This is a genomic window from Streptomyces sp. TAA040, from assembly GCF_000424845.1.
Map to the genome: position 1 here is coordinate 66022 of NZ_AUKR01000006.1, position 14906 is coordinate 80927.

Consider the following 14906-nt stretch of genomic DNA (forward strand, 5'->3'; position numbering starts at 1 on the left):
CTCCTGTCACGCGGCGCGCTGCCGGTCGAGCCAGGCGGACGCTTCGTCGAGCGGTTCGGTACGCAGCGTGCAGGTGCGCCACTGCGCCTGCCGGGTGCGGATCACGAGCCCCGCCGCTTCCAGGACCTTCAGGTGCTGTGAAACGGCCGGCTTGCTGATCCTCAACGGCTGGGCCAACTCCCCCGCGGTGGCGGGTCCACGGCTCAGTCGCGTCAGCATGGCGCGCCGGTTCGGCTCGGCCAGGGCGCCGAAGACGAGGTCGAGAGTCTCGGACGCGTCCGCCAATTCGGTAGCTCCTTAATTAAGCAAGAACTTAAACATAAGGATGCGCGTCGCGCGGGTCAAGGGTCCGGGCCGGCGGGCGGCTCAGCCGAACTGGCGGCGGCCGCGGCGGGCGCGCCACCCGGCGATCACCGCGTCCAGGGAGAACAGCGGGGCGCCGGCGATGATCAGCGGTATCCACGCCACCAGGTACGGCAGGTCCTGGCTGTAGTAGTAGGGGCCGACGTTCCAGCTGAGGGTGAGCCAGAACGAGAGCGAGATCAGCGCGCCGCCCAGCGCCGCGATCCTCGTCAGCAGACCGGCGAGGGCGCCCAGCCCCACGGCGATCTCGCCGAAGGCGATGGCGTAGCCGAAGCTCTCCGGGTCGGTGAGCGCCAGGTCGAGCAGCCAGGGTGCCGCCGCGCCCGAGACGGACTCCATGATCCCCGTCAGCGAGCCGGGGAAGCCGGAGTCGGTGAGCTTGTCCAGGCCGGCGTAGACGAAGGTCACCCCGAGGAAGATCCGCAGCGGCAGCAGGGCGTAGAGGGGGGCCCGGGACCGGGGGCCGCCGGTCGGGTCGAGCTGCGGTCCGGTGTCGTGGCGGTCCGCGCGGGCCGAGTGAGCCATCGGTCTGTGCCCCTTCCCGCAGCCCGCCCCGGTCCCCCGCGGCCTGCCGCAGTTGCGTACGGTGCCCGGCGGACCGCTCCCGGCGGTCCCGGCGACGAGGCCCCGGTCCGGAACGGTCCGGGGGTGATCCACTGCGGAGCAGTACGTGCAAGGCGGCCGGGGCGTTCAGGCCGACCTCACTCCATGACGTCGATCGTACAGCGGTTCGACTCCGCTCCGGCAGGGGTCACGACCTGTACGTCCAGCCGACCGGGCTCCACGTCGGCGGGCACCGGCACGGTCAGCACGGTGTCGGCGGGGTTCACGAACCCGCCGACCACCGGCACCAGCGGCACGTGGACGTGCACGGTGCCGATCCGCACGACCGTCCGGGCCAGCCGGTCCGGGGTGTGCCCGCCGGGTGGCACGAAGCCGCTGCCGCGGATCTCGATGTCGTCGCCGGTGCGGATGGGGGCGTCCAGATCGCCGGCCTCCCTGGCCCGCACCACGGAGAGCACCACCGGCCGGCCGCCGCCGGTGTGCTTCGCCGCCAGGTAGACGGCCGCGGAGACCGCGAGCAGTAGCGGCAGGGCCCACGGCAGGTGCGGCACCTGCTCGGGCCGGCGTGCCAGGAGGGTGCCGGCGAATCCCAGTACCACCGCGTTGACCAGCACGTACTGGGCGTCGGTGAAGCTGCCGCGGCCGTCGTCGTCGGTGAGCAGGTCGGCGGCGCGCGGCCGGTCGGCCGGGACCTTCTGGAGCCGCTGCCGCGCCACACCCCGGGCGACGGCGAGCTGGGCCAGCACCGCGGCGGCGCAACCGAGGGCGAGGGCGGTGAAGGTACCGGCCGCGGTGCTGACGGCGACCAGGTCGAGCAGGTCCCGGCGTTCCGCGGCGTCCGGGGTGAGCGCGAGCCGGCAGGCGGTCATGAGGACCGCGAACGCGGTGAGCAGCATCCAGCAGGCGGCCACCGTGCGGGAGGTGGAGAACCGGTTGTCCCGGCCGGTCAGCAGGGTGGGCAGTCCTGGGGCCTCCCGGTGCCGGAGGCCGGCGGCGGTGGCCGCACCGGCGAGCAGTACGGCGGCGAGGAGCGCAGCCGTCCGCCCGCGCGTCCATCCGTCGCCGACGGCGGTCAGGGTCTGCACGGCCAGCAGCAGGACCACCGCGCCCCACACCGCGTAGAGGGTGCGCTGCCGGAGCCGGGCGGTGCGCACCGCGCTCTCCGCCCGGGCGCCGTCGGCCACCGAGCGGGAGGCCAGGACGAGTTCGTCCGAGACCCACTGCCGGGACGCGCCGGGGGAGTGGGCGAGTGCCGCGGGTACTCCGATGCCCTCGGCCAGGTCGTCGCGGCGCCGTCGGAAGGCGGCCCGCGCCTGCCGGTGGCGTCGGGGCGCACTGTTCGGGCAGTCGACGCAACGGCAGTCCCCGCGGTGCGTGGGGCGTGCACCGACGCCGCTGTCTGCTGTGCTCTCCCGAGCCGTGTCCACGGCCACCTGCAACGCCACCTTCTCCACGGACGGCCGCCCCCGGGACGCCGCCGACTTACCGGCAATGGGAAGGAATTGTGCCGCACGATTCACCTGGTCGGCTCAACAGTCCACGAGTGCCGGGGCCTTCGCGGGCTTCCCGGCTGGATCAGGCCGGTCTGGTGGCCGTGTTGAAGGGCATCTGGTCGATCGGGGCGATCCGGACGGGCGCGCCGGGGCGCGGTGCGTGGATCATCTGGCCGTTGCCGAGGTACAGGCCGACGTGGCTGAGACCGGAGTAGAAGAAGACCAGGTCGCCGGGGACGAGCCGGCTCCTGGCGATCCGCTGCCCGGCGTTCACCTGGGTGTAGGTGGTGCGCGGCAGCTCGACCCCGGCCGCGCGCCAGGCTGCCTGGGTGAGCCCCGAGCAGTCGAAGGCGTTCGGCCCGGTGGCGCCCCAGACGTAGGGCTTGCCGAGTGCGTTCCTGGCGTACGTCAGGGCGCGCGCGGCCCGTCCGGCGGCCGCCACCGGGGCCGCGTCCACCTGCTCGCGCTCCTCACCGCCGTGCCCGTCCCCGGCCAGTACCTCGGCCCGCTCGGCCGCCGTGAGCCGGTCCAGCAGCCGATCCGCCGCGGCGAGCTTCTTGCGCACGGTGCGCTTGTGGTCCTCGGCCGTGGACCGGGCCTCCCGGAGCGTCTCGGTGCGGTCGGCGGCCTGGCTGCGCAGCTGCCGCACGGTGCGCAGCCGGTTGTGCAGGCGGTCCAGGGTGCGCGCCTGCTGGGAGCCGGCGCGGTCCGCGGTCGCGGCCCGCCGGAGGAACTCCTCCGGCGCGGAGGAGAGCGCCAGTTGCACGGTGGGGCCGATCGCGCCGCCCTGCCGGTACTGCGCGGTCGCGTGGGAACCGAGCGCGTTGCGCGTGCGGTTGACGCGCGCCGTCTGCCGGGACGCCTCGTCGCGCAGTCCGTCCAGCTTCTTCTCCGCCTGCTCGGCGCGCTCGGTGGCGCCGTTGTACTTCTCCGTCGCCTGCTCGGCCTCGTGGTGGAGCCGGTCCACCATGCGCTGGACGTCGGCCTTCTCCCCGGCCGGTTGCGGGTCGGCGTGCGCGGCACCGCCGGAGCCGGTCGCGGTCGCGGTCGCCGCGCCCACCAGGGCCAGGCCGGCCCAACGAGAAGTGCGGAAGCCGGAGTTGCGGGGCTTGCGATGTGCTGCCATGGACGGCGACGCTAGGCCGTATCGGCCCCGTGAGCGGACGGTGACCTGTATTTTTCGCTGTCGATCGCGAAGTGGTCGGAACCGGGTGCCCCGGGCACATTTCGGAGCATCCGGTGCTGTGCTGTGTTCGGGGTGGCGAACGGGGCGGGTCTGACTCTTGCGGTGTGCTAATACCCCGATACGCTCCGCGTCATGGACGTACTCATCAATTTCTTTGTCGGGCTGCACATCATCGGCATCGCGGCACTCCTCGGCGGCTTCCTCCTCCAGATGAAGGCGATGAGCGCGGGCGAGGCCCGGCTGACGCCGGGCATGCTGCACGGCGCCTCCACCATGCTCCTGACGGGCCTCGCCCTGGTCGGCTTCAACCAGCTCGCCGACAACGACGTGAACCACGTCAAGGTCGCTGTCAAGCTCGCGGTGCTGGTGGTGATCCTGGTGCTCGTCTACGTCAAGCGCGACGAGCAGCGGGTGCCCGCCGGCACGATGGCCGCCGTGGGCGCGCTGACCTGCCTCAACGTCTTCCTCGCCACCATGTGGGTGTGACGCCCGCCCGGCCCCGCCCCACGAGGGTCCGGGCGGCCGACCCCGCCCGGCGTCAGGCCGGCCGCACCGCGCTGTGGAAGGGCATGTAGTCGATCGACTCGTACTTCACGTCGTCGCCCGGCTTGGAGGCGTGGATCATCTGGCCGCCGCCGACATAGATGCCCACATGGGTCACGTCCGGGTAGAAGAACACCAGGTCGCCCGGCTGCAACTGCGACTTGGCGACCCGCGTGCCGATGTCGACCTGGTCGTAGGTGGTGCGCGGCAGCTCGACCCCGGCCGCCCGCCAGGCCGCCTGGGTGAAGCCCGAGCAGTCGTACGAGTTCGGGCCGGCGGCACCCCAGACGTAGGGCTTGCCCAGCTCGCGCTTCGCGAAGGCCAGTACCTGCGAGGCCCTCCCGCTGCCGGCCGTGTCCTGCGATCCGTCCGCCCCCCCGGTGCCCGCCGTCTGCTCCTGCGAGGCCGGCTGCCCGCCCCCGGACGCCGGAGCGGCGGTCTCCCGCTCGGCAGCGGCCTCGGCGGCGGCCTTCCGCTCGGCAGCCGCCTTGCGCTCCGCGGCGCGTGCCTTCTCCTGGGCCTCGCGCTGCTTCTCCCGCTCGATGGCCGCCAGCCTGGCCTTCTCCTCCTCGGTCAGCTCGGACAGCAGGGTGCGGGCCTCCGCGAGCTTGCCCTGGACGGACTTCTTCTCCTCGGCCAGCTTCGTCTGGGCCCGGTTCAGCTCGGTGAGGTTCTTCGTCGCCTCGTCGCGCTTGTTGCCCGCCTCGCGCTGCTCCTCCTGGAAGTCGCCGACCGCCTGCTTCTGCTGACCGGTGAGCCGCTCCATCACGTGCGTCTGCTGGAAGTAGCCCTGCGGGTCCGCGGAGAGCAGCAGGGTGGCCGTCTCCGACATACCGCCGTTGCGGTACTGGGCGGCGGCGAAACCGCCCAGCTTGCGCCGGGCGTCGTTCAGCCGTTCGGTCCGCTCGGCGACCTCGTCCAGCAGCCGGTCTGACTTCTTGCGCTGCTTCTCGGCCTTCTCCTTCGCCGCGTTGTACTTCTGGGTCGCGGCGCCCGCCTGCCGGTGCAGCTCGTCGACCTTCTCCTGCGTCTCCTCCAGTGAGGGGCCGCCGTCGCCGGGTGCCGCGACGGCGCTCTGCGAGAGCAGCGTGACGGAGGCGAGCGCGGCGGCGGTCGCGCCCACCGTTCCTCCGCGCAGCGCGGCCGACTGCCGCACAGGGACACGCGGCTTGCGGTGTGTCGCCAAGACGGCAACTCCTTCCGTGGGCCGCCTACCGGGTTAGCTGTCGGGTTCGGGCGTCGGAAGGCTGCCCTACGGGTCCCTGCGCGGGCCCCGATTCACCCCGGAAGTGCACGGGTGGGTCCCCGGCTCCGGCGGATGCCGGACTCGGCGGAGGCCGCCCGTGCCGGCACTGTCGCCGACGGTCTCCGGGCCGCCTGAGGCAGCACCGTAGCCACGACACGGTGCTCTTGGGAAGACGGGTGCGCGCTATGTCCGAAACCGATTCGTTATCCGCGCGGCTCCGCGTCCGCTCGGTGACCTGCCGTGATCGGCTCCGGCCCGGGTGGGCAGGAGGCGGCGCCGCACCGGGCGGATGTGGGGCCGCCCCGCCGCACCGGGGGCGGGGCGGCCCCCGCGCCCGTCAGCCCTGCTGCTCCCGCGCCAGCCATTCCTGCTGCTTCTGCCGCTTCCACTGCTCCCAGCGGTTGGGGTAGCGGATCCGCACGTCGCCCATCGCGGTGCGCCCGCTCAGCTCCAGTGTCGGGGCACCGGGGACGGGTGGCTCGGAGACCCGGTTGCGGACCGAGCCGATGCTGACCCGCATGCCGTGGGGGCGGACCGACCACCCCGGGGGCACGACGATCGTCACGTTGCCCATCGCCGCGTTGATCTCCAGGTGGACCTCGCGCTGCCGGCACTCGGCCTGGGAGAAGTCGATCCGGACGTCCCCCATCCGCGAGGTGGCGGTGATCCGGGACGGCACCACCCAGTAACCGGTCTGCGTGATGTCCCCGGCCCCGGCCTTGAGCACCATCGGCTCACCGGCGCGCGGCTCGGGGGCGCCGGCGGTGGTCGGCAGGTCCGCGGTCAGCGGTTCCAGCTCGCCGTAGGTCTTCGCCCCGAATGCCCGCTCCAGCCGGTCCTCCAGCTCGTCGATGCCGATCCGGCCGTCGCCGGCGGCCTCCCGCAGCGTCTCGGCCACCGCTTCCCGGTCCGCGTGCGAAGCCCGCAGTTCGGGGTCGTGGCCGGGTCCTGGCGCGGTCGCTCCGGAGGGATCAGTCATGCCGCCAAGTCTAGGAGGTGCCCGCGGCCCCGGACAGAGCCGCAGACCGCTGCGTGCCGGGGCGGCGGACCCGGTGCTCGCCCCGGGGGTGACGGAGGGAGCCCTTAGACTCGGCAGCGATGAGCAGCCTCTTCGACGACAGCTTCCTGGCCGACCTGGAGCCCCCCGCGGGCGAGGCTCCGCCGCCGGACCCCGAGCACCCCGCCGCGCCGCAGCCGGAGGAGGTGCCGGACGGCCTGTTCGCGGGCTCGTTCGCCGGTCCCGGCGGCCCCCGGGACGCGTTCCACCGGGGCGGCGCTCCACGGACGGTCACGGACCCGGAGGAGCTGCTGGCCGGTCTGAACGAGCAGCAGGGCGCCGCGGTCGTGCACAGCGGCGGGCCGCTGCTGATCGTCGCGGGGGCGGGCTCGGGCAAGACCCGGGTGCTCACCCACCGCATCGCGTACCTGCTGGGGGCCAGGGGAGTGCACCCCGGCCAGGTGCTCGCCATCACCTTCACCAACAAGGCGGCCGGCGAGATGAAGGAGCGGGTGGCCGAGCTGGTCGGTCCGCGCGCCCAGTCGATGTGGGTCTCCACCTTCCACAGCGCCTGCGTGCGGATCCTGCGCCGGGAGAGCAAGCGGCTCGGCTTCACCTCCTCGTTCTCCATCTACGACGGGGCCGACTCGCGCCGGCTGATGGCGCTCGTCTGCCGCGACCTGGCACTCGACCCCAAGCGGTTCCCGCCGAAGGCGTTCAGCGCGAAGGTCTCGAACCTCAAGAACGAACTCGTCGACGAGGAGGACTTCGCCGCCACCGCGGCGGACGGCTTCGAGAAGACGCTGGCCGAGGCGTACACCCTGTACCAGGCACGGCTGCGCGAGGCCAACGCGCTGGACTTCGACGACATCATCATGACGACCGTCCACCTGCTCCAGGCGTTCGACGACGTCGCCGAGCACTACCGCCGGCGCTTCCGGCACGTCCTGGTCGACGAGTACCAGGACACCAACCACGCCCAGTACACCCTGGTCAGGGAGCTGGTGGGGACGGGCCGAGCAGTGGGACCCGCCTCGGCGGACGACGGTCAGGGCGAGGCGCCCGCCGGGCCGGAGCGCGCCGAGCTGTGCGTGGTGGGCGACGCGGACCAGAGCATCTACGCCTTCCGCGGCGCCACCATTCGCAACATCCTCCGTTTCGAGGAGGACTACCCGGACGCCACCACCATCCTGCTGGAGCAGAACTACCGCTCCACCCAGACGATCCTCGGCGCGGCCAACTCCGTGATCGAGCGGAATGAGAACCGGCGGCCCAAGAACCTGTGGACGGAGGCCGGGGCCGGCCCCCGGATCACCGGCTACGTCGCCGACACCGAGCACGACGAGGCCCAGTTCGTCGCCGAGGAGATCGACCGGCTGACGGACGCGGGGGACGCCAGGGCGGGGGACGTCGCGGTCTTCTACCGCACCAACGCCCAGTCCCGGGTCTTCGAGGAGATCTTCATCCGGGTCGGCCTGCCGTACAAGGTCGTCGGCGGGGTGCGCTTCTACGAGCGCAGGGAGGTCCGCGACGTCCTGGCGTACCTGCGGGTGCTCGCCAACCCGGAGGACTCCGTTCCGCTGCGGCGCATCCTGAACGTCCCCAAGCGCGGCATCGGCGACCGGGCCGAGGCGATGCTGGACGCCCTGGCGCTGCGCGAGCGGACGACCTTCCCGGACGCGCTCCGCCGCGTCGACGAGGCCTACGGGATGGCGTCCCGCTCGGCCAACGCGGTCAAGCGGTTCAACACTCTCATGGAGGAGCTGCGCACGGTCGCCGAGTCCGGTGCCGGTCCGGCCACCGTGCTGGAAGCCGTACTCGAACGCACCGGCTACCTGGCCGAGTTGCAGGCGTCCACCGACCCGCAGGACGAGACCAGGGTGGAGAACCTCCAGGAACTCGCCGCGGTGGCGCTGGAGTTCGAGCAGGAGCGCGGGGAGGACGACCCGGGCACCCTCTCCGACTTCCTGGAGCAGGTCGCCCTCGTGGCCGACTCCGACCAGATCCCCGACGAGGACGACGGCGAGGCCGAGAACACCGGCGTCATCACTCTGATGACGCTGCACACGGCCAAGGGCCTGGAGTTCCCGGTCGTCTTCCTCACCGGCATGGAGGACGGCGTGTTCCCGCACATGAGGGCGCTGGGCCAGCCGAAGGAGCTGGAGGAGGAGCGCCGGCTCGCCTACGTCGGCATCACCCGGGCGCGGGAGCGGCTGTACCTGAGCCGCTCGACCCTGCGCAGCGCATGGGGACAGCCGGCCTACAACCCGGCCTCCCGGTTCCTGGAGGAGATCCCGCCGGAGTACCTCGACTGGCGGCGGACGGGCAGCGCGGCGGGGGGCGGCCCCGCCGCGGCGAGGGCCGGAGGGCTCGCCGCCCCCGCCGGCCGGCGGGGGAGCGGCGGCTTCGCCACCCGGCGGGTCAGGGAGCGCCCGGTGGTGGCACTCGCGGTCGGCGACCGGGTCACCCACGACACCTTCGGCCTGGGCACCGTCGTCGGGGTCAACGGCGGCGGGGACAGCGCCGAGGCGACCATCGACTTCGGTGATCCGAAACCCAAGCGCCTGCTGCTGCGCTACGCCCCCGTCGAGAAGCTCTGACCGGACGGCGGTGCGGCCGGTGTGCCGGCCGCACCGCCGTGCCGGATCAGCCGCCGTGCGGAGCGCTGACGTCGAGGACCCAGGTGACGCCGAAACGGTCGGTGAGCATGCCGTACAGCGGTGTCCACTGCGCGGGCTCCGGCGCCCGCACCACGGTCGAGTCCCCGGCCGGCCCGCTCCACAGGGCGCGGACTCCCCGGCGTCGTCGCCGCGCACGGAGACGAAGGACGGGTTCTGGCCGCGGTCCCGGGGCAGGGCAGGTGCGCGGGCACGTCAGAGGTCATCACCTTGAAGCCGTTGTCGCCGGCGGCCCCGACCCACGTCACCCGGTCCGCCTCGCTGCCGTCCTGCACGCGCCCGCGTCCCCGTAGGTGACCGCGAGGGTGCTGCCCGCCGAAGACGGACCGGCAGAAGTCCAGTACCTCGCGGGCGGTCCCCCGGAAGTTCAGATGAGTGGTGGGCGTGACGGCCATGGCCTGCTCCCTGCTTCGACGCGATGTGGGCATCGCCGACCGTCCACGCTCCGCAGGCGGTTGCCGTGCCCGGGAGCGGTGCTCCCTCGCGGCTGGTGCCACGATGACGGAGCAAGAGGACAGGGCCTGTCCTCCTCCTCGGGAGGCGAGCGGGCCGGGTGCCACGGACGACGGCGCCGCTGGTCGGAAACGTTCCGACCAGCGGCGCCGTGGATGCCCGGAGGTGGCGGCCTGCGCCGGGCCTACGTCGGGTCGAGCCCCTTGCCGCGGAACCAGGCCAGCGGATCGACCGCCGAACCGCCGCCCGGCCGCACCTCGAAGTGCAGGTGGGGGCCGGTCGAGTTGCCCGAGTTGCCGGAGTAGGCGATCGTGTCGCCGGCCTTCACCGGACCGCTCCTGATCTTGGTGCTGCTGAGGTGGCAGTACCAGGTCTCGGTGCCGTCGGCGGCCGTGACCACGGCCATGTTGCCGTACGCGAGGTCCCACTTGGTGCTCACCGTGCCGTCGGTGGCAGCCAGCACCGGAGTGCCGTAACTGACGGGGAAGTCGATGCCGGTGTGCATCGACATCCAGTTGACGCCCGCCTGACCGTAGTAGGCGCTCAGCCCGTGCTGCGCGACCGGGAGGGCGAACTTGGGACGCATGGCCTCGGCACGGGCGGCCTCGGCCTCCTTGCGCTTGCGCTCCTCCTCCTGGCGCTTCTTGAGGTCGATGCGCTCCTGCGTCCGGCTGGCGCGCCCGGCGAAGTCGCCCGCGTCCGCGGAGACCCCGGCGAGCTGGGTGTCCAGCTTGCTGTTGGCGGCGGAGACCTTCTGCGGTTCGGCGTCCGGGGCCGCCTGGAGCGGCTTGTCCTCGGTGTCCTCGGTGTGGTCGTTCACCGAGGCGGCGGCGATGCCGGCCACCCCCATGACCGCCACCGAGGGCACCGCGACGGTGAGCAGCGCCGACCGCCTGGGCTTGGCGGCACGTCGGCGCCCGCGGGAGGGGGCGACCGGCAGGGGGGTGTCGGCGTCGACCGGGGCCGCCGGGCCGGGCGGATCGGCCGCGGACGGCGACACGACACGGAGCGCCGCGGTGTCCCCCACCGGGGACCGCCCGGACCCGAGCCCGTCGTCACCCTCGGAGTACCCGTCTTCGGTCTCCTCGCCTTGCCCGGCCGCGTCGGCGGCCGGGGCGGGCTCCGCCTCCGCGGTGTCGGACCAGGTTCCGGTGTCCCAGCTTCCGGTGTCCCAACGGACGGTCTGGTAGGCGCCGCTGTCCCAACTGACGGTGTGCGGGGCGGAGGTCTCCCACTGCGTGGTCTCGGCCGCGAGGCCCTGCTCGGCGGGCGCCCGCCACTCGTTCCCGGCGGGTGACTGCCACGCGCAGTGGTCGGAAGTGCCCGACGAGTAGCCGTCCGCCGGACCGGAGTGGCCGTCGTCGGCGGGGTCGGTGTACACCGCGCCGTGCCCGTCGGTGCCGCCGCGGATGTCGTAGCCGTAGGTGCCGTCACCGTCCTGCGGGTACGCGCCGGTGCCGTGGCCGCCGAGGTCGTAACCGCCGGTGTCGTACGGACCGGTGCCGTGGCCGCCGGCGTGGGATGCCCCCGTGCCGTAGGCCGGGACGTGGGCATCCCACTGGCCGGAGTCGTCCGGGTTCCAGTGCTGGCCGGTCTGCGGGGGCACGCTGTCGAGTTGCGGCTCCGCGCCGTACGACCAAGGGGTCTCGGGGAAGCCCTGCGGGTCCTGGGGCAGGTATCCGGGGGAGGGGCAGGACGTGTCCTGCACCGCCGTCGCGGTGGCCCCCTGCCGGGGGAGGTCGCCGAAGAGCGGGTCCTCGGAGTATGAGCCGCTCACGGGGGACGCGTAGGGAACGCCTTGTCCGTAGGACGGCTCGTAGTGCGCGCCGTGGTCGGCGTACGAGGCGTCGGGGACAGCGCCGGCCGGGGTTGTGGCTCCCGGTGGGGGACGGTCGTTCACCACCAACTTCTCTTTCGCCTCGGAGACAGGGGCTGCCAGAGCAGTGCGGCGACTGTACCCGGCACTTCACGGCGCCGACAATCTTCCGCAGGTTTCGCCCGCCGGAAACCCGGGCAATAGGCCGCCTTTCGGCTGACTACGGGCCGGTAGTCGCGAGGACGTTCGGCTTGTTTTCGACCGCGGGAGCCCGGGTTGGACCGCGGCCTGTGCCGGTCGGCCCACCCTGGTCGGGCGGCCTCGGCCCTCTGGCCGACCTGGACGGATGTCCGCGGTCCCAGTCGTCCGGCGGGCGGAACCGGCGCAGGGGGCCCGGCCCCGGGCCCGCGCGCCGCGGGCGGCTGCCGCCCTTCGCCGTACTCGTCCCGGGTCGCACGGGCGCCCCGGCGTGTCGCGCCGCCTCCGGACGCCAGGGGCCGCCGCCTCCCGGCGCGAGGGGGAGCCGCCGTCTGCCGACGTGCGGGGGAGGGGCCCACGGGCCGGGCGGGAACGGGCCCGTCAGGCGGCCCCTCGGTCGGCGCGCTCGGCGACCCGATCGGCGCCCGGCTCCCGGAGTTCCTGCCGAACCCGGGCCGTCACCGACCAGTGCCGGGGCAGCGAGAGATGCCCGACCCCGTGCACCCGGACGGTGCGCACCCGCAGGTCGGGGTGGTCCAACCGGGCCGACTCCACCGGACGCACCACCTGGTCGAGGTCGCTCCAGAAGCTCACGAAGCGGGTCCGGCACCCCGGCGCCGGTGCGGCCAGTTCGGACAGCAGCCCCGACCCGGGGCGCATTTGGCGCACCAGCGGATGCAGCGACAGCAGGGGGGCGGCCTCCGTACCCGCGTGCGGGGTGCCGAGGGTGACGAGGGTGTGCAGCCTGGCGTCTCCGCCGAGCCGCTGGGCCCAGTACCGGGCGATCAGGCCGCCGAGGCTGTGCCCCACGACGTCCACCCGGTCGTGGCCGGTCCGCGCGCACAGCCCCTCGACGAACTCCCCGAGGTCCGCGGCGGCCTCCCGGGCGTCCACGGCCAGCGGCGAGTAGTTGAGCGCGGCGACCTGCGGCCGACCGTTCTTCAGCAGCGATCGCCGCAGCAGGCCGAACACCGCGCGGTTGTCCACGAAGCCGTGGAGCAGGACGACCGGGCGCGGACCGGGCAGGTCGGTGGGTGGCACGGGCGCCCCCGGGGGCTCCTGTCGCAACCCGCTCGGATAGAGCAGCAGATGCCCGGTGAGGACCGCCGCCTCCACGGCGTTGGTGCGCAGGGTGCTGAGCATGGGCGGCAACGGGACCATGGGTCACCCCCGTGGGCCGCCTCGGCCGCCCCGCCTGCCGGCGCGCGGCCGCGACGACCTCGTCGCGGCTCGCGTACCGCGGCCGTCCCGTGGCCCGGTACGCATCCGAAGGGCACTGCGGAAGCCGCTCCGGTGGTTCTGCTGTCCCTTTCTGTGATTTCCCCCTCCCCGGCCACCGCCAAACGGTGCCGGTGAGCGATGCTGGACGATAACGTTCGTTCACTCCGGCGCGCCGTCGGCCGGACGGAGCCGCAGTCGACATCGATGGAGGCAGTGATGGGTGTGTCGGGTCCGATCCGCGTGGTGGTGGCGAAGCCGGGGCTCGACGGCCACGACCGCGGGGCCAAGGTGATCGCCAGGGCCCTCCGCGACGCGGGCATGGAGGTCGTCTACACCGGGCTGCACCAGACGCCCGAGCAGATCGTCGCCACTGCCATCCAGGAGGACGCCGACGCGATCGGGCTGTCCGTCCTCTCCGGTGCGCACAACACCCTCTTCGGCAAGGTGCTCGACCTGCTCAAGGAGCGGGACGCCGAGGACATCAAGGTGTTCGGGGGGGGAATCATCCCCGAGGACGACATCCCGCCGCTCAAGGAGCGGGGCGTGGCCGAGATCTTCACCCCCGGCGCCCCCACCACCGCGGTCGTCGCGTGGGTACGGACCCACGTCCGCTCGGTGAGCGCCTGAACCCCACCGGAACCGGGCGCCGTCGGAGCCGGCCTCAGGCACGGTCTCCGGGGAGCGGCCGGCCAGCTCCTCCGCCATCGCGTGCCGGAGCCGGAGGGTGGTCAGCAGCCGCTGGAAGGACTCCGCCCCGTAGCCGCCGGCGCCGGGAGCCCGGGTGCCGGCCTCCGCCGCCCGGGTGGCGAGCGGCGGAGGCCGCGCCGCGTGTCCAGGGGCGAGCGAGCGCTCCGCCAGCCCGAGGACTCCGCTCAGGCTCCACGGATAGCTCCCCGCGTCACGCGCGATCTCCAGCGTGTCCACCACCGCCCGGCCTAGGTCGGGGCCCACGGGACGGCGCAGACACCGAGCACACCGAACGCGTGCGAGGGGCCGTGCGCCGAGACGAACTCGGCTGCCCAGGCCGAGCGCTCCGGTCCCGGCAGCGCGGCGAGCAACCGGGGCGTCACGTCCGCACCCTCCGCGGATGCCTCGGACGGGCGGCCCAGCAGCGCGCGGGTCCAGGCGGTGTCCTTCTGCCGCACCGCGGCCCGGGCCCAGGCGCCGTGCAGCTCGCCCCGCCTGCGCGTCCTCCGGGTCCGGGCCGGAGTCCGGCGCGGCGCCGCGCCGGACGGACCGCCACCCCGGGTTGAGCCCCGCCAGCCAGCGGGCCCGCGGCCCGCCGAAGGCCAGGGCCGTGGTGCGCGAGGTCGTCCGGGAGTTGGAGAGCCGGCCCGCCGAGCGGACGAGGTCCACCCTGACCGGTGCGCTGGACCGCTCCGCGCGGGTGAGTCGGCCGCGGCTCGCTGACGTCGACCGGAACCGCACCATCCGGGCCAACCTCCGGCACTACCTGCCGGAGCACGGCACCGTCGTGCCGGAGCGGCTCGTCGGGTATGGCCGGGCGTCGAAGGCGCTGAAGAAGGAGGTCGTCCTCTGCATCGACCAGTCCGGATCGATGGCGGCCTCGGTGGTGTACGCCTCGGTGTTCGGCGCGGTCCTCGCCTCGATGCGGTCGCTGGCGCCTCGTCTGGTCGTCCTCGACACCGCGGTGGTGGACCTCACCGACGCCCTGGACGACCCGGTGGACGTCCTGTTCGGCACCCGGCTGGGCGGCGGGACCGACATCGACCGGGCGCTCGCCTACTGCCAGTCCCGGATCGCCCGTCCCGCCGACACGGTGGTGGTCCTGATCAGCGACCTCTACGAGGGCGGCATCCGGGACGAGATGCTCAAGCGGGTGGCTGCGATGAAGGGCTCCGGAGTCCGGTTCGTCACGCTGCTCGCGCTGTCGGACGCGGGCGCGGCCGCCTACGACCGGGAGCACGCGGCGGCACTCGCGGCGCTGGGGGCCCGGCATTCGCATGTACGCCCGATCATTTCCCCGGGGTGACGGCGGCGGCGATCGAAAAACGCCCGCTGCCTGTTCCGGAAGCGTGACGCGTCGCTTCGGTGACCGGATGTGACCGGTCTCACCGCGCCCGAGCGACGTGGAATTTATGAAGCGCACACGCACCGGGCTAACCTGCGAGGCGGACATGCCGCGGA

11 protein-coding genes, 2 pseudogenes and 1 riboswitch are annotated in these 14906 nt (G+C 73.5%); of the genes and pseudogenes, 4 read left to right on the forward strand and 9 right to left on the reverse strand.

What is annotated here, in order from left to right; genetic code table 11:
• Positions 1–6 precede the first annotated feature (6 nt).
• The 4 genes from H300_RS25205 to H300_RS0106020 form a co-directional block, all read right to left on the reverse strand.
• Positions 7–285 (reverse strand): metalloregulator ArsR/SmtB family transcription factor, encoded by a 279-nt coding sequence (locus H300_RS25205; RefSeq protein ID WP_051269550.1) that lies wholly within the window; start codon positions 283–285, stop codon positions 7–9.
• A gap of 81 nt (positions 286–366) precedes the next feature.
• The gene (locus tag H300_RS0106010) at positions 367–888 is read right to left on the reverse strand and encodes a DoxX family protein (RefSeq protein WP_028426716.1); all 522 of its coding nucleotides are present in this window, start codon (positions 886–888) and stop codon (positions 367–369) included.
• Between the two features lie 176 nt (positions 889–1064).
• A complete protein-coding gene (locus H300_RS0106015; RefSeq protein WP_028426717.1) occupies positions 1065–2360 on the reverse strand; it encodes a hypothetical protein in 1296 nt (431 codons plus the stop codon).
• A gap of 142 nt (positions 2361–2502) precedes the next feature.
• Positions 2503–3546: a C40 family peptidase gene (locus H300_RS0106020; protein ID WP_028426718.1), complete on the reverse strand. Its 1044-nt coding sequence runs from the start codon at positions 3544–3546 to the stop codon at positions 2503–2505.
• A gap of 192 nt (positions 3547–3738) precedes the next feature.
• On the opposite strand from H300_RS0106020, the gene H300_RS0106025 reads away from it, so the two are divergent.
• On the forward strand, positions 3739–4092 hold the full coding sequence (locus tag H300_RS0106025; RefSeq protein ID WP_028426719.1) for a hypothetical protein: 354 nt from the start codon (positions 3739–3741) through the stop codon (positions 4090–4092).
• 52 nt (positions 4093–4144) lie between these two features.
• Here H300_RS0106025 and H300_RS0106030 read toward each other — a convergent pair whose 3' ends face one another.
• Positions 4145–5335 (reverse strand): NlpC/P60 family protein, encoded by a 1191-nt coding sequence (locus H300_RS0106030; RefSeq protein WP_028426720.1) that lies wholly within the window; start codon positions 5333–5335, stop codon positions 4145–4147.
• A 6-nt stretch (positions 5336–5341) separates the two neighbouring features.
• A riboswitch (cyclic di-AMP (ydaO/yuaA leader) is annotated at positions 5342–5492 on the reverse strand.
• Positions 5493–5732: 240 nt separating this feature from the next.
• Positions 5733–6374, reverse strand: coding sequence for a DUF1707 and DUF2154 domain-containing protein (locus H300_RS0106040; protein WP_028426721.1), 642 nt, complete (start codon positions 6372–6374; stop codon positions 5733–5735).
• A 119-nt stretch (positions 6375–6493) separates the two neighbouring features.
• On the opposite strand from H300_RS0106040, the gene pcrA reads away from it, so the two are divergent.
• Positions 6494–8992 (forward strand): DNA helicase PcrA, encoded by a 2499-nt coding sequence (gene pcrA / locus H300_RS0106045; RefSeq protein ID WP_028426722.1) that lies wholly within the window; start codon positions 6494–6496, stop codon positions 8990–8992.
• Between the two features lie 715 nt (positions 8993–9707).
• Here pcrA and H300_RS29805 read toward each other — a convergent pair.
• Together H300_RS29805 and H300_RS0106060 are read right to left on the reverse strand one after the other, a co-directional pair.
• On the reverse strand, positions 9708–11429 hold the full coding sequence (locus tag H300_RS29805; protein ID WP_486583574.1) for a M23 family metallopeptidase: 1722 nt from the start codon (positions 11427–11429) through the stop codon (positions 9708–9710).
• 489 nt (positions 11430–11918) lie between these two features.
• Complete coding sequence (locus H300_RS0106060; RefSeq protein WP_486583575.1) at positions 11919–12680, reverse strand: esterase/lipase family protein; 762 nt, start codon at positions 12678–12680, stop codon at positions 11919–11921.
• Between the two features lie 294 nt (positions 12681–12974).
• Here H300_RS0106060 and icmB point away from each other — a divergent pair, with 294 nt between their 5' ends.
• Positions 12975–13385 (forward strand): coenzyme B12-dependent isobutyryl CoA mutase small subunit, encoded by a 411-nt coding sequence (icmB, locus tag H300_RS0106065; protein WP_028426725.1) that lies wholly within the window; start codon positions 12975–12977, stop codon positions 13383–13385.
• 123 nt (positions 13386–13508) lie between these two features.
• Here the strand turns inward: icmB and H300_RS32190 are convergent.
• Positions 13509–13930, reverse strand: a pseudogene (locus H300_RS32190) (DUF5691 domain-containing protein); the annotation flags it as partial.
• 116 nt (positions 13931–14046) lie between these two features.
• Here H300_RS32190 and H300_RS25220 point away from each other — a divergent pair.
• Positions 14047–14798, forward strand: a pseudogene (locus H300_RS25220) (VWA domain-containing protein); the annotation flags it as partial.
• Positions 14799–14906 lie beyond the last annotated feature (108 nt).

Bases quoted from the DNA above. Each gene is read 5' to 3' on its own strand.
- H300_RS0106025 (WP_028426719.1), top strand. From the start codon at position 3,739: ATGGACGTACTCATCAATTTCTTTGTCGGGCTGCACATCATCGGCATC.
- H300_RS0106020 (WP_028426718.1), bottom strand. From the start codon at position 3,546: ATGGCAGCACATCGCAAGCCCCGCAACTCCGGCTTCCGCACTTCTCGT.
- H300_RS0106040 (WP_028426721.1), bottom strand. From the start codon at position 6,374: ATGACTGATCCCTCCGGAGCGACCGCGCCAGGACCCGGCCACGACCCC.
- H300_RS0106010 (WP_028426716.1), bottom strand. From the start codon at position 888: ATGGCTCACTCGGCCCGCGCGGACCGCCACGACACCGGACCGCAGCTC.
- pcrA (WP_028426722.1), top strand. From the start codon at position 6,494: ATGAGCAGCCTCTTCGACGACAGCTTCCTGGCCGACCTGGAGCCCCCC.
- icmB (WP_028426725.1), top strand. From the start codon at position 12,975: ATGGGTGTGTCGGGTCCGATCCGCGTGGTGGTGGCGAAGCCGGGGCTC.
- H300_RS0106060 (WP_486583575.1), bottom strand. From the start codon at position 12,680: ATGCTCAGCACCCTGCGCACCAACGCCGTGGAGGCGGCGGTCCTCACC.